At 28.4% G+C, this 18372-nt stretch carries 15 protein-coding genes; 14 read left to right on the forward strand and 1 reads right to left on the reverse strand.

The window, feature by feature from the left end; all coding sequences use genetic code 11:
* Positions 1-103: 103 nt before the first annotated feature.
* The 14 genes from ACULEV_RS10935 to ACULEV_RS11000 all read left to right on the forward strand — a co-directional run bounded on the left by ACULEV_RS10935 (position 104) and on the right by ACULEV_RS11000 (position 17979).
* Positions 104-556, forward strand: a complete 453-nt coding sequence (locus ACULEV_RS10935) for a Fur family transcriptional regulator (protein ID WP_445455092.1) — start codon at positions 104-106, stop codon at positions 554-556.
* A gap of 45 nt (positions 557-601) precedes the next feature.
* On the forward strand, positions 602-1873 hold the full coding sequence (locus tag ACULEV_RS10940; RefSeq protein ID WP_445455093.1) for an adenylosuccinate synthase: 1272 nt from the start codon (positions 602-604) through the stop codon (positions 1871-1873).
* A gap of 102 nt (positions 1874-1975) precedes the next feature.
* A complete protein-coding gene (locus ACULEV_RS10945) occupies positions 1976-3697 on the forward strand; it encodes an OstA-like protein (protein ID WP_445455094.1) in 1722 nt (573 codons plus the stop codon).
* 49 nt (positions 3698-3746) lie between these two features.
* Entirely contained in the window at positions 3747-4931 is a 1185-nt protein-coding gene (locus ACULEV_RS10950) for an aspartate aminotransferase family protein (RefSeq protein WP_445455095.1), read from the forward strand.
* Positions 4932-5095: 164 nt separating this feature from the next.
* Positions 5096-6490: a tetratricopeptide repeat protein gene (locus ACULEV_RS10955; protein ID WP_445455096.1), complete on the forward strand. Its 1395-nt coding sequence runs from the start codon at positions 5096-5098 to the stop codon at positions 6488-6490.
* 71 nt (positions 6491-6561) lie between these two features.
* On the forward strand, positions 6562-7530 hold the full coding sequence (locus tag ACULEV_RS10960) for a DUF368 domain-containing protein (RefSeq protein ID WP_445455097.1): 969 nt from the start codon (positions 6562-6564) through the stop codon (positions 7528-7530).
* Positions 7531-7536: 6 nt separating this feature from the next.
* Positions 7537-8298, forward strand: a complete 762-nt coding sequence (locus tag ACULEV_RS10965; protein WP_445455098.1) for a shikimate dehydrogenase family protein — start codon at positions 7537-7539, stop codon at positions 8296-8298.
* A 711-nt stretch (positions 8299-9009) separates the two neighbouring features.
* Positions 9010-10899 (forward strand): DUF349 domain-containing protein, encoded by a 1890-nt coding sequence (locus ACULEV_RS10970; protein ID WP_445458542.1) that lies wholly within the window; start codon positions 9010-9012, stop codon positions 10897-10899.
* Between the two features lie 254 nt (positions 10900-11153).
* Positions 11154-11534, forward strand: a complete 381-nt coding sequence (locus ACULEV_RS10975; protein ID WP_445455099.1) for a hypothetical protein — start codon at positions 11154-11156, stop codon at positions 11532-11534.
* A gap of 179 nt (positions 11535-11713) precedes the next feature.
* Positions 11714-13822, forward strand: a complete 2109-nt coding sequence (locus tag ACULEV_RS10980) for a glycoside hydrolase family 9 protein (RefSeq protein ID WP_445455100.1) — start codon at positions 11714-11716, stop codon at positions 13820-13822.
* A gap of 57 nt (positions 13823-13879) precedes the next feature.
* On the forward strand, positions 13880-14440 hold the full coding sequence (locus tag ACULEV_RS10985; RefSeq protein WP_445455101.1) for a GNAT family N-acetyltransferase: 561 nt from the start codon (positions 13880-13882) through the stop codon (positions 14438-14440).
* Between the two features lie 4 nt (positions 14441-14444).
* Positions 14445-15587, forward strand: coding sequence for an ABC transporter ATP-binding protein (locus tag ACULEV_RS10990; protein WP_445455102.1), 1143 nt, complete (start codon positions 14445-14447; stop codon positions 15585-15587).
* 13 nt (positions 15588-15600) lie between these two features.
* The gene (locus ACULEV_RS10995; protein ID WP_445455103.1) at positions 15601-17130 is read left to right on the forward strand and encodes a hypothetical protein; all 1530 of its coding nucleotides are present in this window, start codon (positions 15601-15603) and stop codon (positions 17128-17130) included.
* Positions 17131-17979 carry an aldose 1-epimerase family protein gene (locus ACULEV_RS11000; RefSeq protein ID WP_445455104.1) on the forward strand — a complete coding sequence of 283 codons (849 nt, stop codon included), beginning with the start codon at positions 17131-17133 and terminating at the stop codon, positions 17977-17979. It abuts the gene before it with no gap.
* Positions 17980-18011: 32 nt separating this feature from the next.
* Here the strand turns inward: ACULEV_RS11000 and ACULEV_RS11005 are convergent, their stop codons facing one another.
* Positions 18012-18293, reverse strand: coding sequence for a hypothetical protein (locus ACULEV_RS11005; RefSeq protein WP_445455105.1), 282 nt, complete (start codon positions 18291-18293; stop codon positions 18012-18014).
* Positions 18294-18372: the final 79 nt, after the last annotated feature.

An 18372-nucleotide genomic window follows, 5' to 3' on the forward strand; every position in this document is an offset into this window, starting at 1 on the left:
TTACTAATTCTTGACTTATCAAGACTCATTGTTAAAAAAAAATCTTAACTTCTAGGTACTAACCTCTAAGTTTACTTATCTTTGCGTTTATTCAGTTCACCAAATGGAAAACAATAAAAATCAAGAAATTGTAAAAAACGTATTTACTAAATACCTTGAAGAAAAAGCGCATCGTAAAACTCCAGAACGCTATGCTATTCTTCAAGAAATCTACAATTCAAAAGAACATTTTGATATAGAATCATTGTATATCAAAATGAAAAACAAAAATTATAGAGTAAGTAGAGCAACACTTTACAATACTATTGAATTACTTTTAGAATGTGGACTAGTTCGTCGTCATCAATTTGGTCAAAACCAAGCACATTACGAAAAATCATACTTTGACAAACAACATGATCATATTATTATGACTGATACAGGTGAAGTAATCGAGTTCTGTGATCCAAGAATTCAACAAATTAAACAAACTATGGAAGATATGTTTGGAATTGATATTCATACACATTCTCTCTATTTCTATGGTACAAAAAAAGAAAATAAAATTTCAGAATAAATAACTACAAAATCAAAGATTAAACTACAAACAACTAACATTAAAATGACCGTAGATTTATTATTAGGGCTTCAATGGGGTGACGAAGGGAAAGGAAAAATCGTCGATGTATTAACTTCAAAATATGATATAATTGCTCGCTTTCAAGGAGGTCCAAATGCAGGACATACTTTAGAATTTGATGGAATTAAACATGTATTAAGAACAATACCTTCTGGAATTTTTCATAAAAATGCAATCAATATTATTGGTAATGGTGTTGTAATTGACCCAGTAGTTTTCCAAAAAGAATTAGAAGGGCTTGAAAAATTTAATATGGATATAAAATCTAAATTATTTATTTCCAGAAAAGCACATCTTATCTTACCAACACACAGGCTATTAGATGCTGCATCAGAAGCTTCTAAAGGAAAAGCAAAAATCGGTTCTACATTAAAAGGTATCGGACCAACATACATGGACAAAACAGGTAGAAATGGAATACGTGTTGGTGATGTTGAATTAGAAGATTTCAAACTTCGTTATAGAACATTAGCAGATAAACATGAAGCAATGATTGCTTTCTATGATGTAGATTTACAATATGACTTAAAAGAAATGGAGGAAGAATTTTTTGAATCTATTGCAGATTTAAAAAAATTAACTTTTATTGACAGTGAAGAATATTTAAACAAAGCCTTAAAAGAAGGAAAATCTATTTTAGCTGAAGGAGCTCAAGGTTCTCTATTAGATGTAGATTTTGGAACTTATCCATTTGTAACTTCTTCAACAACTACTGCTGCAGGTGCTTGTACAGGTTTAGGAATTGCTCCAAATAGAGTAAAAGAAGTATTTGGTATTTTCAAAGCTTACACAACACGTGTTGGTAGCGGACCATTTCCAACAGAACTTTTCAATGAAGAAGGACAAACAATGGCAAAAGTAGGCAACGAATTTGGTGCGGTTACTGGCCGTCCTAGAAGATGCGGTTGGTTAGACCTTGTTGCATTAAAATATGCCGTTCAAGTAAATGGTGTAACCCAATTATACATGATGAAAGGTGATGTACTTTCAGGCTTCGAAACACTAGATATTTGTACAAGTTACAAATACAAAGGAAAAGAAATTCAACATTTACCATATAATATCGAACCTGAAAATGTAGAACCAATCTTCACCACTATGAAAGGTTGGAAAGCTGATTTAACAGGAATGACTACTTATGATGAACTTCCAATTGAACTAAAAGAATATATCGAATTCATTGAAAAAGAAGTTGAAGTTCCTATAAAAGTTATCTCCGTAGGTCCAGATAGAAGACAAACCATAACAAAATAAAACGAGACGCTTTCCAAAAGAAAGCGTTTTTTATTATAAAAATATCTTAATACGAATAGCTTATTCTACTTTTTACTTATTTTTGACACAAAATAAATCCGATTGAAAAAAATTGCCTATTTAATACTTTGCATTTCCTTACTAGGATCCTTTGCAATTGCTCAAGATAAAAAACCAGAAAAATCTGGTAAAATTACCATGCAGGAATCAGATAAAATCATTATAGAACATTCTGATTTTATCGATATGAATCAATATGAAATACCAGGAGCTACTGTATTTACTGGTAATGTTCGCGTAATACATAAAGGCACAAAAATAAATTGCAACAAAGCCTACTATTTTACTGATGAAAATTATGTAAAAGCATTTGGTAATGTACAAATCAATCAGGGTGATTCTATCACTATGAATAGCCGTTATGCAGAATATGATGGTAAAGATGAGTTTGCATTCGCAACTGGTGATGTTAATTTAAGATCTCCAGAATCTACCTTAACTACAGACACTATTTTCTTTGACAAAAAGAAACAAATTGCGTTTTACAATAGTTTCGGAACTATCATTAATAAAGAAAACACCCTTAAAAGTCGTTCTGGTCGTTATTTTTTAGATTCAAAAAAATACCAATTTACTACTGCTGTAACGGTTACTAATCCTAAGACAGTAATTAAAACCAATCATCTTGATTTTTATGAAAATTCTGGTCATGCCTATGTTTTTGGACCATCAACTATTACCAGTAATGACAATGTAATTTATACAGAAAATGGTTTTTATGACACCAATAACGATGTTGGTAAACTTCAAAAAAACAGCAAAATAACCTACAACAACAAGATTATTGAAGGAGATGATTTATATTATGACCAAAAAAAGAATTTTTCTAGAGGAATAAATAATGTAAAAATCACCGACACTATTAATAATATGGTTGCCAAAGGACATTATGCTGAAATGTATCGCAATACAGCAACCCGAAAGGATTCTATTATTTTAACCAAAAGAGCCGTGGTTATTACAAAAGTAGAAAACGATTCTTTATATATGCATGGAAAGAAAATTTTAGTTACTGGTCCTCCAGAAGATAGAGTTATTCGAGCTTTTGATAATGTTCGATTTTTTAAAACTGACATGAGTGGTAAGTGTGATTCGATTCATTCTAACAACAAAACTGGAATTACACAACTTATAGGCAATCCCGTTTTATGGAATAACGACAATCAAATGACTGGTGATGTAATGCATTTAATTGGCAACAATAAAACAGAACAATTAGATTCTCTTAAAGTGCTAAATAATGCCTTTATTATTCAAAAAGATTCTTTGAGTGAGAATGGTTATAACCAAATTAAAGGTCAAAATTTATACGGTAAATTTAAAGACAATAAACTGAGTGAAGTAGATGTTGTTAAAAACACAGAAGTAATTTATTACATGTATAACGACAAAAATGAGTTGGTAGGAATTGATAAAAAAAAGTGCAGTAAATTAAATTTTTTATTTGAAGGAAATCAAATAGTTTCACAAACAGCTTATAATTCTGTTGAAGCACTTACCTATCCTGAAAATGAATTTCCAGAAAATGCCAGAAAATTTAGAGGTTTTGTATGGAGAGGTGATGAACGAATTAAATCAAAAGACGATATTTTTCCAGAAGAAGAAAATTTAATCCATGAAAAAATCCTTATCGAAAGTAAGAAAAAAGCATTAGAAGAGGATATTCCAATGGAAACTCTAAAAGAAACATTAGAGTATGATAAAAACAACCCAAAACCAAAGGAAAAAGAGGGAAAAGAAAAAAAAGTGAAGAGCAAAGAGTAGTTAACACTACTTAAATACAAAATATAATCCCAACAAATCAACAATTAATATGATTGAAGATTTTTTCAAATACCAAGCACAAACATCACCACATCCTTTAGCAATGGAAATTTCTCACGCTAAAGGAAGTTACATTTATGATACTAATGGTAACTCCTATTTAGATTTTGTAGCTGGTGTTTCTGCAAACACTTTAGGACATCAACCTAAACGTGTTAATGAAGCCATAAAAACACAATTAGATAAATATTCCCATGTAATGGTCTATGGAGAATATGCTCAGCAACCTGCAACAGAACTTTGTAAATTACTAGCTTCTCTCCTGCCTGAACCTTTAAACAAAACTTATTTAGTAAATTCAGGAACAGAAGCTATTGAAGGAGCATTAAAATTAGCCAGAAGAGTAACAAGAAGAAGTCAATTAATATCTTGTCATAATGCCTATCATGGCAATACAATGGGAAGTATGAGTGTTATGGGTTTTGAAGAACGTAAACAAATATTTCGTCCTTTAATTCCTGATGTTGATTTTATCACCTTTAATAACGAAGCTGATTTAGAAAAAATTACCACTAAAACTGCTGGAATTATACTAGAAACTATTCAGGGTGGTGCTGGTTTTATCCAACCAGAAAACGATTTTTTATTAAAAGTTAGAAAGCGTTGCACTGAAGTAGGTGCTATTCTCATATTAGATGAAATCCAACCAGGTTTTGGTCGAACAGGAAAATTATTTGGTTTCCAAAATTACAATATAGTTCCCGATGTAGTTGTAATGGGAAAAGGTATGGCAAGTGGAATGCCAATAGGAGCTTTTACAGCAGCATCTGAAATGATGGATTTATTAAGTCATGATCCAAAATTAGGTCACATTACTACTTTTGGAGGTCATCCAGTTATTGCAGCTGCTGCATTAGCTACACTTCAAGAAATAAATGAAACTAATTTAATGCAAGAAGCTTTAGAAAAAGAACAATTGTTTCGTGAATTATTAGTGCATCCACTTATAAAAGAAATAAGAGGAATAGGATTGATGCTAGCTGCCATGACAGAAAGTCCTGAAATAACCAATCAAGTAATTCTTGAATGTCATAAAAGAGGTGTCATTCTATTTTGGCTGTTGTTTGAAGGCAAAGCCATTCGCATAACTCCACCTCTAACGATTACAAAAGAAGAAATTAAAAAAGGGTGTGGCATCATTCTTGAAGTATTAAATGAAATAAGAAGATATTGAAGAAAATAGAGAATTTAAAATTAAATTTAACATTGGTATTGATTTTTTAATATTAAAATTTCTTATTGTTAATTAAATTGTTTAAAACAATTCGTATTAAAATTAGTTTGCCCCATAAAAAGTCTTACTTTTAATATAAGACAAAACCCATAAAATTGATTGCTATGAGATTGAGTCATGAAGAAGAAGAAAACAACTTATCCTTATCTAAGTTTGAATCAATGCTAAAAACCAACAAAGTGTTTTTCTTTGATTCTGAAGAATTTGAAGATATTATTCTTCATTATATGGATACAGGTCGAATGAATTTAGCAAAAAAAGCTTTAAAACTAGGACAAGAACAACATCCAAAATCAACAGGATTGAGACTAGTTCAAGTAGAAATGCTAATTTATGAAGATCGATTAGATATTGCAGAAAAATTATTAACCGAATTGTATGCAATTGAACCTACTAATGAAGAAATATATATTCAACAAGCCAATATTTTTTCAAAAAGAGATCAACATGTAAAAGCTATTGATTCTCTAAAAACGGCTTTACAATTCACAGATGATTTCGCAGATGTATATTCTATGATAGGAATGGAATATTTGTTTATGGATGAATTAGAAAAAGCGAAAGAATATTTTATTAAATGCTTGGAAGAAGATTCCGATGATTATTCTGCATTGTACAATATCATTTATTGTTTTGATTTTTTAGACCAAAACAATGAAGCAATTGCCTATCTTGAAAGGTTCATAGATAAAAAACCATACAGCGAAGTGGCTTGGCACCAACTTGGTAGACAATATTATGCGCTAAAGAATTATGAAAAATCAGTTTGGGCATTTGATTATGCTACTATAATTGATGAATCTTTCTTAGGAGCTTATCTTGAAAAAGCAAAAGGTCTTGAAAAATTAAAAAAATATCAGGAAGCTATAGATTGTTACACTACAACTATGGAGCTAGACGATCCAACATCTTTTGCCTTACTAAGGGTTGGAAAATGTCATGAAAAATTAGGACGTAAAGATTTAGCATTAAAATTTTATCTTAGAACAGTACACGAAGATCCACTTTTAGATAAAGCATGGATTTCTATTACTGATTTTTACATACGTCAGAAAAATTTTCAAAAAGCAATTTACTACGTTAATAAAGCTATAGGAATTGATGCAGATAATAGTTTATATTGGAAAAGATATGCTGCAATAAACCAAGGTCTTCAATTTTATGAAGAAGCTGAGTTAGGTTACAGAAAAGCTTTTGAAGCAGGTGATATTCATTTAGACACCTTTATTTTATGGTCACAAACACTACAACAACTTGGTGAATATGAAAATGCTATTGAAATATTGCTTCAAGCAACAGAAATTTTTCCTGAAGAATTTGAAATCGAATACCGTTTAGCAGGATTATATCATTTATCCAAAGAAACTAGAAAAGGGAATTTTCACTTAAATAATGGTTTACGAATCAATTTTAAAAATCACACTATTATACAAGAGAACTTTCCTAATATGTGGAAGAAAAAAACAGTACAAAACATCATTGAAAAATACAGAAACTAAAAAATAGTTTCTCTAAATTTGTCATTCAAAATAATTGTTTTATTCTGAATGACATTTATTTTTTTAAAAACATGAGAAAACTTTTCCCTGATTATTTATTAATCACTTTAAAAGGTATTGCAATGGGTGCAGCAGATGTAGTACCTGGAGTTTCTGGAGGCACTATTGCATTTATATCAGGTATTTATCAAGAATTAATAGATAGTATTAATAAAATTAATTTTTCTGTACTAAAAGGAGTCAAACAAAATGGTTTGAAAGCCACTTGGGCTGCAATTAATGGTAATTTTTTGCTAGCATTATTATTAGGAATAGCTATTAGTATTTTAACTTTTTCAAAAATTATAACACATCTCTTAGAAAGCCAACCCATTTTAGTTTGGTCTTTCTTTTTTGGATTAGTTTTAGCTAGTATTTTATTTATTTGGAAGGAAATAACCAAATGGTCCGTTAAAGCGATACTTGCATTACTCATTGGAATAGTAATCTCCTATTATATTACTATAGCCAGACCAGCAGAATCACCAGAAAGTTATCCTTATTTATTCTTATCTGGTTTTTTAGCTATAATTGCCATGATACTACCAGGTGTTTCTGGAGCGTTTATTTTACTATTAATGGGATCTTATCAAACAGTCATTGGAACTATCAATCAGTTTAGAGAAGGCATTTCTAATATGAATTTTGAAATTATTGGCCAAGCCATGCTAAAATTGATGACATTTGCTCTTGGTGCAATTATTGGATTAAAACTATTCTCTAAAGTATTAACTTGGATGTTTGCCCATCATAAAAACACAACACTAGCTCTTCTTATTGGTTTTATGATAGGTTCATTAAACAAAATTTGGCCTTGGAAGGAAGTTTTAGAAACTAGAGTGAATAGCCATGGTGAAACAATACCATTTATAGAAAAAAGTATTCTACCACACTATTTTAACGGAAACCCACAAATTTTAACAGCCATTATTATGTTAGTTTGCGGATTTATGTTAATTTTCGGTTTAGAAAAAATTGCCAATAGACTTGGTAAAAATTAATTCTTTATGCCAAAAAAGAAGAAAAATAAAAAGCAGATTAAGTTTGGGCTAATTGGCAAAAACATTAATTACTCATTTTCAAGAAAATACTTTTCAGAAAAGTTTCAATTACTTCATTTTGATAACTGTGAGTATCTAAATTTTGATTTACAATCAATAAAAGACTTTCCAAAAATACTGTCAGAAACAAAAGGTCTGAAAGGACTAAATGTTACTATTCCTTACAAAGAAGAAATCATTCCATTTTTAGATAAATTATCTAAAAATGCTAAAATAATTGGAGCAGTAAATACCATTACTATTTCAAAAAAGAAAAAACTAAAAGGTCATAATACCGATTATTATGGTTTTAAAAAAGCATTAAAACCTTTGCTTGATGAAAATCATAAAAAAGCACTTATTTTAGGAACAGGTGGAGCAAGTAAAGGAATTGCATTTGCTTTCAAAAAACTAAAAATAGAATATGATTTTGTATCAAGAAATCCAAATGAATTTCAATTATCCTACGAAGAATTAACCAAAGAAGTTTTTGATGAATATCCAATTATTGTAAACACAACACCAGTAGGAACTCATCCAAACATAAATGAAGCTCCTCCTCTCGATTATACTTTGTTTACCAAAAATCATATTGCTTTTGATTTGGTTTATAATCCTGAAGAAACTACTTTCTTAAGAAAAGCCAAGGAACAAGGAGCAAAAACTAAAAATGGCTATGAAATGCTTATTTTTCAAGCAGAAAAAGCATGGAGTATTTGGAATGGTTGATTTTCACTCTAATTAAAATGAACAGGAAACAACAAATAATTACTGGCTATTTTGGAATAGCTATTTCACTTACATTTATTTTAAGTTTTAGTATTATTTTTATTCATTTAATACCTTCATTTTTAAAAAAAAGAAATTATAATTTTAATGTATGATAGCCAAGGTATTCCTGGAAGAAATTTCATAAAATACATCGCTTATTTTTTTACAGGTATATTAATCATTTTTTTTAATATTGCATTAATAAAGAACACCAACAACTCATCAACAAATTTAATTGGTAAAATTTTTCTCTTGTTGTCTGGACTTATCTATTCATCCCTAGGAATAATTGACAAAAATGAGGATATACTTACAAATTTAAACTTATTCCAGTATTCAGCAGTACTTCCTTTGGAATACTCGGATTATTCTTTCTTTGCTTTGAATTTGAAAAAATTTCTAAATCAAAAAAAACTAAAAAAGGATTAATTTTAATCACACTTTACTTAATAATAGAATGTTTTGTAAATATTATTTTTATAATAAACAATCTAACTTATAATTTTATAATTACTAAATTAAGCTGATTAATTTACTTTTTAAGTTTTGGATATATTGGTTTATGTTTATTATTAAAGAGGTAAAACCTATATATTTATCAGTTTTTCTTTGAATTTTGCACAGCCTTTATTATCTTCGGTCACAATTAGTAACCTTAAGCATTTAATGATGTTAGAAGAAAAGAATGATAACCTGCAAAACGCAGACGGACAAAAAGAGCAAGAGTCTCAAGAGAATGTAATTACAATTAGCCAATCGGCTTTAGAAGAGATTGATAATTCCAATGCAGAAGAGAATGAGGACGACTCTATTCAAGGGAAACACATTATTCCTACGTTAGACTATGACTCACTTTCTATGGAAGAACTAACTGCCGAATTAGACCAGTTAGTACATAACCATAAAGTTATGGCTATTAAAGACCATGTAGAGGAAATTAGAAAATCATTTATGAATCAATATCATCATTTATTAGATGAAAAAAGAGATGAATTTAATGAATCTAATACTGATGAAAATGCCACTTTTGAATATCATTTTCCTTTAAAAAACAAGTTTGATACAGTTTATGATGATTATAAAACTAATAGAAATAATCATTATAATCAGTTACAGAAAAATCTTAAAAATAATTTATCGGTAAGAAACGAGATTATTGAAGAATTAAAAAATCTAGTTGACGGAACAGATGAAACTCTTTCTATCGCTGATATGTTTAAGAAATTAAACGACATTAGAGAGCAATGGAAAGCAGCTGGATCTATCCCAAGAGATAAATATAATATTGTATGGAATAATTTTCATTTCCATATTGAGCGTTTTTATGATTTAATTCACTTAGACAAAGAAGCTCGTGATCAAGATTTTAAAAACAATTTAGAGCAAAAACAAGCAATTATTGAACGTGCTAAGCTTTTATTAGATGAATCAGATATCTTAAAAGCTTTTCGTGAATTACAATTATTACATCGTGTTTGGAAAGAAGAAATTGGACCTGTTGATAGAGAATATAGAGAAGCTATCTGGAATGAATTTAGCGACATAACGAAACAAATTCATGACAAACGTGAAGCATATTTTGGTCAAGCCAAAGAACGTGAAGTTGAAAATTTAGCTAAGAAAAAAGAAATTATAGCTAAAATTGTAGCTTTAGGAAACGAAAATATCAACTCACACAATGGTTGGCAATCACAGATAAAGAAAATGGAAATTTTACGTGAAAGTTTCTTTAAAGCTGGAAAAGTTCCTGTTGAAGTTACAGAAGATACTTGGGCTGCATTTAAAACCGCTGTAAGAAATTTCAATGTTAATAAAAATGCGTTTTATAAAGATATTAAACACGAACAACAAGAGAATTTAAATAAAAAATTAGCTCTAGTTGAAAAAGCAGAATCTTTAAAAGATAGTGAAGATTTTAGAGCAACTACACCAATCATGAAACAGATTCAGGATGATTGGAAAAAAATAGGTCATGTTCCTCGCAAATATTCAGATAAAATATGGAAAGACTTTAAAGATGCTTGTAATCATTATTTTGACAAAATGCATGCAGTAAAAAATGCAGAAAATGAAGATGAAATTCAGTCTTTTGAAAGTAAAAAAGAATACCTAGAAAATTTAAAATCGTTTGAACTAACTGGTAATCATAAAACTGATTTAGATGCAATTAAAAAACATATTGAAGCTTGGAAAACGCTAGGTAGAGTTCCTTTTAACAGAAGACATATTGAAGGTAAATTCAATAAAATTTTAGATGCATTGTTTGAAAAACTAAGTCTGTCTAAAAAAGATACCGAAATGATGAAATTTAATGCCAAATTAGATCAATGGGTAGAAAATGAAGACAATCGCTCTTTAGAGAAAGAACAATTCTTTATTAGAAAGAAAATTGATGAAGTTCAAAATGAAATTTTCCAATTAGAAAATAATATTCAATTTATAAGTAGTAGTTCAAAAGGAGAAAATCCATTTATAAAAGAAGTAGAAAAAAACATTGAACGACACAAAGAAGAATTAAAACTTTGGAAAGAAAAATTAAGTAAATTAAGAGACATTTAATACACTTTTTTTCAAAATTCAATCCCATTATACAAGTTGTATAATGGGATTTTTTTATTCTAAAATTACTAAAAAAGAAGGCCTTTTTGCAAAAATACGTATAAATACGTACTAAAAAAGGGCAAAAATACGTATAAATACGTATTGACTTATAAGAATCGTTAAACTAACTTTGAGAAAAAGAGTAATACCATTTTTGGGAGAAACTATTTTATTGCTATTTAACCGAAATAATTAATAAAAAATAATTCCCTATGAGAAATTTAAAAATTAACATTCAAAATGAAGAAGGAAAATTAATTGGATTCCAAGTTGATAGAGAAATCATGAATGGACTTTATATCACATTTGATTTCTTAAAAGTTGAAAAGAATTATCAAAATTTCAATATCGATTATCAAAAATCAAATGAATCTGAGATAAATAGTATTATTCTTAATATAGATGATGTTACTATTGTAAGTACAAAATTAGATGCTGATAATCATGTTCAATTTCTTATTGAAGAAAATTTATCTTTAAAGAAATTAAAAAAAGTTCCTGAAAATGTAATTCCTTTAGAGTTTAAAAAGATAATTCGTTCTGCATATAGAGCTTATTGTGAAAATAACTTTTTTAGAGGAGTTGCATCCTAATTCATTTCCTTTTAATAAAGATTTAAAAGCCTTTTAATGAAACAAAGGTTAAAATGCTATTTACTATATTTTACATAAAAAAATCAAACTCTAAAAAAGTAAGATAAATTCTTAATAAAATTTAATGAACAAATTTTATAAATTAAATATATTCATATTTTTGCAAAAACAAAAACTATATGGATATCAAATTTTCAAATTTTGTCTTTCTATTTTTAGTGTCTTTAAATTGCTTTTCTCAGGATACTTTTATTCATGTTGATCAATTTGGATATCATACTACTGCAACTAAAACTGCGGTTTTAAGAAATCCTCAAGTAGGTTTTAATGCTTCTGAATCCTACACTGCACCAACTACACTTCAATTAATTAATACAAGTAACAATCAAGTTGTTTTTACTGGAAATACACAAGTGTGGAATAATGGCAACACCGATTTAACTTCTGGTGATAAAGGTTGGTGGTTTGATTTCAGCTCTTTTACAACACCTGGAGAGTATTATATTAAAGATGTGACTAACGGGATCAATTCGGATATATTTACAATAAGCACAACACCCTATATCGAAGTTTTAAAAGTAGCTTCTAAAATGTTCTATTACAATCGTTGTAATTTTTCAAAAACAACTCCTTATGCAGATATAAAATGGACAGATGGAACAAATTTCAACAATCCACTCCAAGACTACAATACTAGATATATTTTTGATAAAACAAATGCAAGTCTAGAAAAAGACTTATCTGGTGGTTGGTTTGATGCTGGAGATTATAATAAATATGTAACTTTTACATATAGTACAATTCATAATTTACTGAAAGCCTACGAAAATAACCCTACTATTTTTACTGATAATTTTAATATTCCTGAAAGTGGAAACGGTATTCCGGATATTTTAGATGAAATTAAATATGAATTAGATTGGATTTATAAAATGACAAATTCTGATGGCTCAGTACATATTAAAATGGGAAGCCAAAATTACAGTGAGAATACAAATTCGCCTCCAAGTGCAAATACAGATCCAAGATATTATGGAGTAACTTGTACTTCTGCTTCTGTAACAGTTGCTAGTATTTTTGCTCATGCTGCCATCGTTTTTCAGTCTATTCCAAGTTTATCAACTTACGCGGATCAACTACAAGATAGAGCGATTACTTGCTACAATTATGCTTTACCATTTTTCAATAATGGAACATTAGAAACCAACTGCGATAACGGTGAAATTATTTCAGGTGATGCAGATAAATCTGTTGATGGACAAAAGGAATGTTTATTAAGTGCAAGTGTTTATCTTTTTAAGCTTACAAATAACACAACCTACAACCAATTTTTAATAACAAATGCTTCATCATTGGAACCTTTGTCTACAAATTCATGGACTCCTTATAAAATTTCCTTAATCGATGCTCTGTTGTATTACACTTCTTTACCAAATGCAAATAACACACTAAAAAACGACATAATAACTTCTGCAAATAATGACGTAACTAACAATTACAATAATTATTATGGGTTTACTACTAATACACTTTATCGTGACTTCATGCCTACATGGTCCTATCACTGGGGAAGCAATAATGTAAAAGCTACTTATGGTTGTTTAAATGTAGCCATGGCAAATTATGGCATTGGTAACACTGCCGATTTATACTTAAAAAGTGAAGAAATTATGCATAGTTTTCATGGGGTAAATCCTTTAGGAATGGTACAATTATCAAATATGTATAATTATGGTGCTGAAAAATCTGCAAATGAAATTTATCATACTTGGTTTTTTGATGGAACTGTTTATGATAATGCATTAACTTCTACAAATGGTCCTGCTCCAGGTTATGTTGTAGGTGGTGCTAATAAAGATTTTACAATAACCACATTATCACCTCCTTATGGTCAACCCGATTCGAAAAGCTATTTAGATTTCAATACAAGTTATCCACAGAATAGTTGGGAAATTACTGAACCAGCAATTTATTACCAAGCTGCTTATATAAGAATGCTTGCCGAAATAATGAATTACAGAGAAACTTTATCTAATGAAAATTTCCTTTTATCTCAACAAAAGATAAATATTCACCCAAATCCATCAAAAAATATTTTTATTGTCAATTCAAAAAGCAGAATAGATAGTATTGAATTGTTAAACATAACTGGAGAAATTATTTTAAAACAAACCAATATTAACAGTTTTACTTTTGAATGTAAATTAGAAAATAATCCAAATGGAATCTATTTTTTAAAAGTGAATTGTGAAAATGGAATTCAAAATTTAAAAATAATTAAAGAATAAAAAAACATACTGAAAATTATGAAAAGGATTTCTTACTTTTGAAGAAATCCTTTTTTTATGCTTAAACTTAACTTCTCCCCTTTCCCTATTTTAGAGTCGGAACGACTTATTTTTAGAGCTATTCGTGATACGGATGTAAATGAAATATTTGCACTAAGAAGTAATCCTGAATTAATGCAATATATTCCAAGACCAATGATTACTAACTTAGAAGAAGCTAGAGAACACATGAAAATGATTCAAGATAAAATTGATACCAATGAAGGAATTAATTGGGCAATGACCGAAAAAGGAAAGGATAAATTAATTGCATTAATTGGTTTTTATAGAACTCAAAATGAACATTATCGCTCCGAAATAGGCTATATGTTGTTACCTGAATACCAAAATAAAGGTTACATTACTGAAGCTATACAAACACTCCTAGACTATGGATTTAACAAAATGGGACTACATTCAGTAGAAGCAATTATTGATCCAAGAAATAGCGCATCTGAAAAAGTATTACAAAAAAATGGCTTTATAAAAGAAGCTCATTTCGTTGAAAATTTCTTTTTCAATGAAGAATTTCTTGATAGTGTGCATTATTCGATATTAAAGCGAAATTACATAAAATAAAAATATGACTGAATTTGAAAAACAGTTTAAGGAAGTTCATGAACTTTTACAATTTGAAGATTACAATCAAGTAATAAAAAGAACAATCGATTTTGCTTTAGACACAGAAAACATCAAATACTATAAAAAAACGAATGATTTTTTAAATTGGTTAGATACCAATGAACAAAATACAGTTGAAAAAAAACAAAAATTAGAAGCATTACTAAGTGATTTATATACTTTTTTAAACTCCAAAAACATAAATGAACATCAAACTATTATAACCGTTGATGATTTAAAGAAAATCTATACTTCTAATTTTACATTAGGTCCTATTCATTTAGAAATTAAAACTGGTGAAATCATAGGCTTAGTAGGTGAAAATGGAAATGGAAAAACAACACTTTTAAGAAGTCTATGCGGTGAATTAGTGCCTACTTCTGGTTATATCAACTATCATTTTGATTTTGAGGATTTATATGATTTGAGAACAAAACTTGTCTATATTCCTCAACGAACTGACACATGGAGAGGTTCTATGTATGAAAACTTAGAATTTACTGCAAGTTGTTATGGTTATCTTCCAGAAGAGAACAATCTAGTTATCGATTTAATAATTATACGTTTAGGCTTACGTAAATTTAGAAATTACAATTGGAGTAGTTTATCTTCTGGTTATAAAATGCGATTTGAGTTGGCTCGAATGTTACTCAGAAAACCAAAAATCCTTCTAATTGATGAACCATTGGCCAATTTAGACATTTTGGCTCAACAAACGATTTTAGACGATTTTAGAAACATTGCCAATTCTCCTTTTAGACCAATTGCTATTATTTTGAGTTCGCAACAACTATATGAAGTCGAAAAAACATCCAATCAAGTAGTCTTTTTGAAACAAGGTTCACAAAAGAATTTGAATACAGAAAATGAAACTGTTAAAAATTGTATCATTGAATTTGAAAGTTCACAAAGTATAAGTGATTTAAAAAACATTTTTACATCTCTCCATATTATTTCCTTAGAACAAAATGGAGGAACTTATATTGCTACTTTTCCAGAACATATAACCATAATAGATTTCATGAAAACGGTTGTAAATCAATCGATTTCTATTTCTTACATGCGAAATATTTCTAATTCTACTCGTCGCTTCTTTGTGAACTAAAATTTAAAAACTCATGTTTAAAGATATACAAAAACAACTTTTATTGAAATATCCACTGCTTTGGAATACCAAATTTGTTCCAATGCTGGTTATAGGATTATTATTCCACTTAATCTTCTTCGGATTAGGTTATGCAGATGGAACTATTGACTTTTCTAATAAAACCAATTACAACATTTCTACCTTTTCAATATTATTTGGAGTTTTGTTTTGCATAATTGTTATTATACTTTGGCTTGTAAACTACTTTAAAAACAATTCTTTAAAATCATTTTATAGTAAATCCAAAAATGCTTTATTTTACGAATGGCTTCAAATTTTCATAACTTGTCTTCTATTAATTACTTTCTATTTACCTTTTCATTTTGGTAAACAATTACATCAAAAAAGTTATCTCTCATTAGAACAAACCAAAAAAAGGTGTGAAATAATTAGTTCTGCTGAAATTTTCATAGATGGAAGTTTTGCTCAACCTGAAATTGATTCATTAGCTTCAGGGTTAATTGACAGTTTAGGAAATAAAATAGTGATTTCAAACAAGGGTGAAACTGTAGATGAATATATAAGAAGACAAGATGATGTTTATAAAGATTATATCATTTTTAATGGTAAAAAATATAACCAATATTCCTTATTAAATCGGAATTATTTTCATTTCTCTGTAAATTCTGCAAGAGAAGATTCTATACAAAAGAGTAAAGTTCAAAATTGGTTACATACTAATAATCAACAAGAAGTTAAAAACTTGATGAATATTTATCTTAATATAATTAAAGAACATCATTTAAAAACCAACTTAACTCCTGAAAAATGGTTTGAAATAACTTATAAAAATCCAGATTTTGAAAATTTTTTATATATCAAGCCATATTTAATTGAATATGAAGCAGATAGTTGGTACAATTATTCAGATGCTAAATTTCAACCTTATGCAGATTATGATAATGGAAAATATTCTAAATACTTTGTCCAACAGAATGTTTTAAAACAAAAATATGATACCGTTTCAGATGCGCATACTGATTCTTATTTTGAAAATGAAATGTTATTATCTTTTTTATATGGCGCATTAGGATTGTCGTTACTAACTTTTTCTTTTAGAATAACAACAGGAAAAAGTTGGTTAATTGCAATTGTTTCTACAGGAATCTTAAACATTTTTTATGGAATATTTAGTGCCATTTCCGGTTCAGGAATGCTATATGCATATTTAATTCTATTTACTATTATTGGAATGATTATTTATTTCTTTTGGGTTTATTCTAATAAAAAAAGTATTCAACTCACAAGAGTTATTTTAAATATGATACTTTGGTCCTTTAGTGCTTTCATTCCTATAATCTATTTTTTACTTATAGAAACTTATAAATACAAAGACTATATATATTATGATAAAATTCAAAATTATTATGAAGATCCTTTTTATATATGGTTGAGAGAACACCAATTAGAAATGTTTTCACTAAATTTTATCATAGTAGTAATTATACTATTCTTTTTAACCAAAACGATTAGAAACTGGAAAGGTTTAGCAGAAGAATAAATGAAAGTAATACTTAAAAACAAAGAAATTTCAGCATCAATTAATAGTTTTGGTGCTGAATTGATTACTCTTTCAAAAGGAAAAACCAATTATATTTGGACAATTGACACCAAATTTTGGAATAAAACATCTCCTATTCTTTTTCCAATTGTAGGGCGATTAAAAAATGACACATATACTTATAATGATAAAGCATATTCTTTATCAAGACATGGTTTTGCTAGAGATAATGAATTTGAAGTTATTTATCAAACTGAAACGGAAGTAGTTTTTTCACTTTCTAGTAATGAAGATACTTTAAAAATATATCCTTTTGAGTTCGAACTCCAAATTGGTTACACATTAATTGATGATAATTTGCTCATTAAATATACGGTAATCAATAAAAATGAAGCTGAAATGCCTTTTTCAATTGGTGCTCATCCAGCTTTTGCAATAGATAAAAGTTTTACTGATTATACTTTAGTTTTTGAATCCAAAGAACATTTTGAAAGTCATTCATTAGAAAATGATTTGTTTTCTGGTAAAACCAAAAGTATTTCGTCAAAAGAAAATGTAATTCCTCTTAACTATTCTTTATTTGAAGATGATGCATTAGTATTTAAACATTTAAATTCATCTGAAGTCACATTAGAATATAAAAACAACCCTTTCTTAAAAATGAATTTTAAAGGTTTTCCTTATTTAGGAATTTGGACTAAAGAAAATGCACCTTTCTTATGTATAGAACCTTGGTTTGGTCATGCTGACAATTACTATTCGAATGGGAAAATTGAAGATAAAGAAGGCATTCAAATTATACAACCTAATTCAAAATTTGATTGCCAATTTACAATTAAATTATATTAAAAAGAGCCGTTTTAAAAGCGGCTCTTAAATTTCTATATAATTTTATGTATTCTATTCAAAGGGATAACAACACCTTGTTTTAAAATAATCCGATTGTCAGTAACACCCCAAATTGTTGTTTCAGTCATTTTATAACTCGTATCATCTTCAAAATAAATTTTCATTTTAAGATGTTCTAAATTACCTAGTGCTAGCGCTCTATCAATATCATTCTTCCTTTGCATAATGTCCTCTTTTTCATGTAATACTTCTGTATTAGGAAAATGTAAAGAACTAATAGCTTCTTTGTCGATTTGTTGGTATTCTATAGTCATAGGAGGAAAATATTTGGGGTTAATATCAATAAATGTACAAAAAAAAATAATTCAAAAAAAAAGTAAACATAAAAAAAAC

The sequence above is a fragment of the Flavobacterium sp. HNIBRBA15423 genome (assembly GCF_052655965.1).

Excerpts from the sequence above, each read along its gene's own strand:
- ACULEV_RS10975 (WP_445455099.1), top strand. The coding sequence starts at position 11,154 with ATGAGAAATTTAAAAATTAACATTCAAAATGAAGAAGGAAAATTAATT.
- ACULEV_RS10955 (WP_445455096.1), top strand. The coding sequence starts at position 5,096 with ATGAGATTGAGTCATGAAGAAGAAGAAAACAACTTATCCTTATCTAAG.
- ACULEV_RS10990 (WP_445455102.1), top strand. The coding sequence starts at position 14,445 with ATGACTGAATTTGAAAAACAGTTTAAGGAAGTTCATGAACTTTTACAA.
- ACULEV_RS10950 (WP_445455095.1), top strand. The coding sequence starts at position 3,747 with ATGATTGAAGATTTTTTCAAATACCAAGCACAAACATCACCACATCCT.
- ACULEV_RS10935 (WP_445455092.1), top strand. The coding sequence starts at position 104 with ATGGAAAACAATAAAAATCAAGAAATTGTAAAAAACGTATTTACTAAA.
- ACULEV_RS10980 (WP_445455100.1), top strand. The coding sequence starts at position 11,714 with ATGGATATCAAATTTTCAAATTTTGTCTTTCTATTTTTAGTGTCTTTA.
- ACULEV_RS10995 (WP_445455103.1), top strand. The coding sequence starts at position 15,601 with ATGTTTAAAGATATACAAAAACAACTTTTATTGAAATATCCACTGCTT.
- ACULEV_RS11000 (WP_445455104.1), top strand. The coding sequence starts at position 17,131 with ATGAAAGTAATACTTAAAAACAAAGAAATTTCAGCATCAATTAATAGT.
- ACULEV_RS10965 (WP_445455098.1), top strand. The coding sequence starts at position 7,537 with ATGCCAAAAAAGAAGAAAAATAAAAAGCAGATTAAGTTTGGGCTAATT.
- ACULEV_RS10940 (WP_445455093.1), top strand. The coding sequence starts at position 602 with ATGACCGTAGATTTATTATTAGGGCTTCAATGGGGTGACGAAGGGAAA.
- ACULEV_RS10985 (WP_445455101.1), top strand. The coding sequence starts at position 13,880 with ATGCTTAAACTTAACTTCTCCCCTTTCCCTATTTTAGAGTCGGAACGA.
- ACULEV_RS10960 (WP_445455097.1), top strand. The coding sequence starts at position 6,562 with ATGAGAAAACTTTTCCCTGATTATTTATTAATCACTTTAAAAGGTATT.
- ACULEV_RS11005 (WP_445455105.1), bottom strand. The coding sequence starts at position 18,293 with ATGACTATAGAATACCAACAAATCGACAAAGAAGCTATTAGTTCTTTA.
- ACULEV_RS10970 (WP_445458542.1), top strand. The coding sequence starts at position 9,010 with ATGTTAGAAGAAAAGAATGATAACCTGCAAAACGCAGACGGACAAAAA.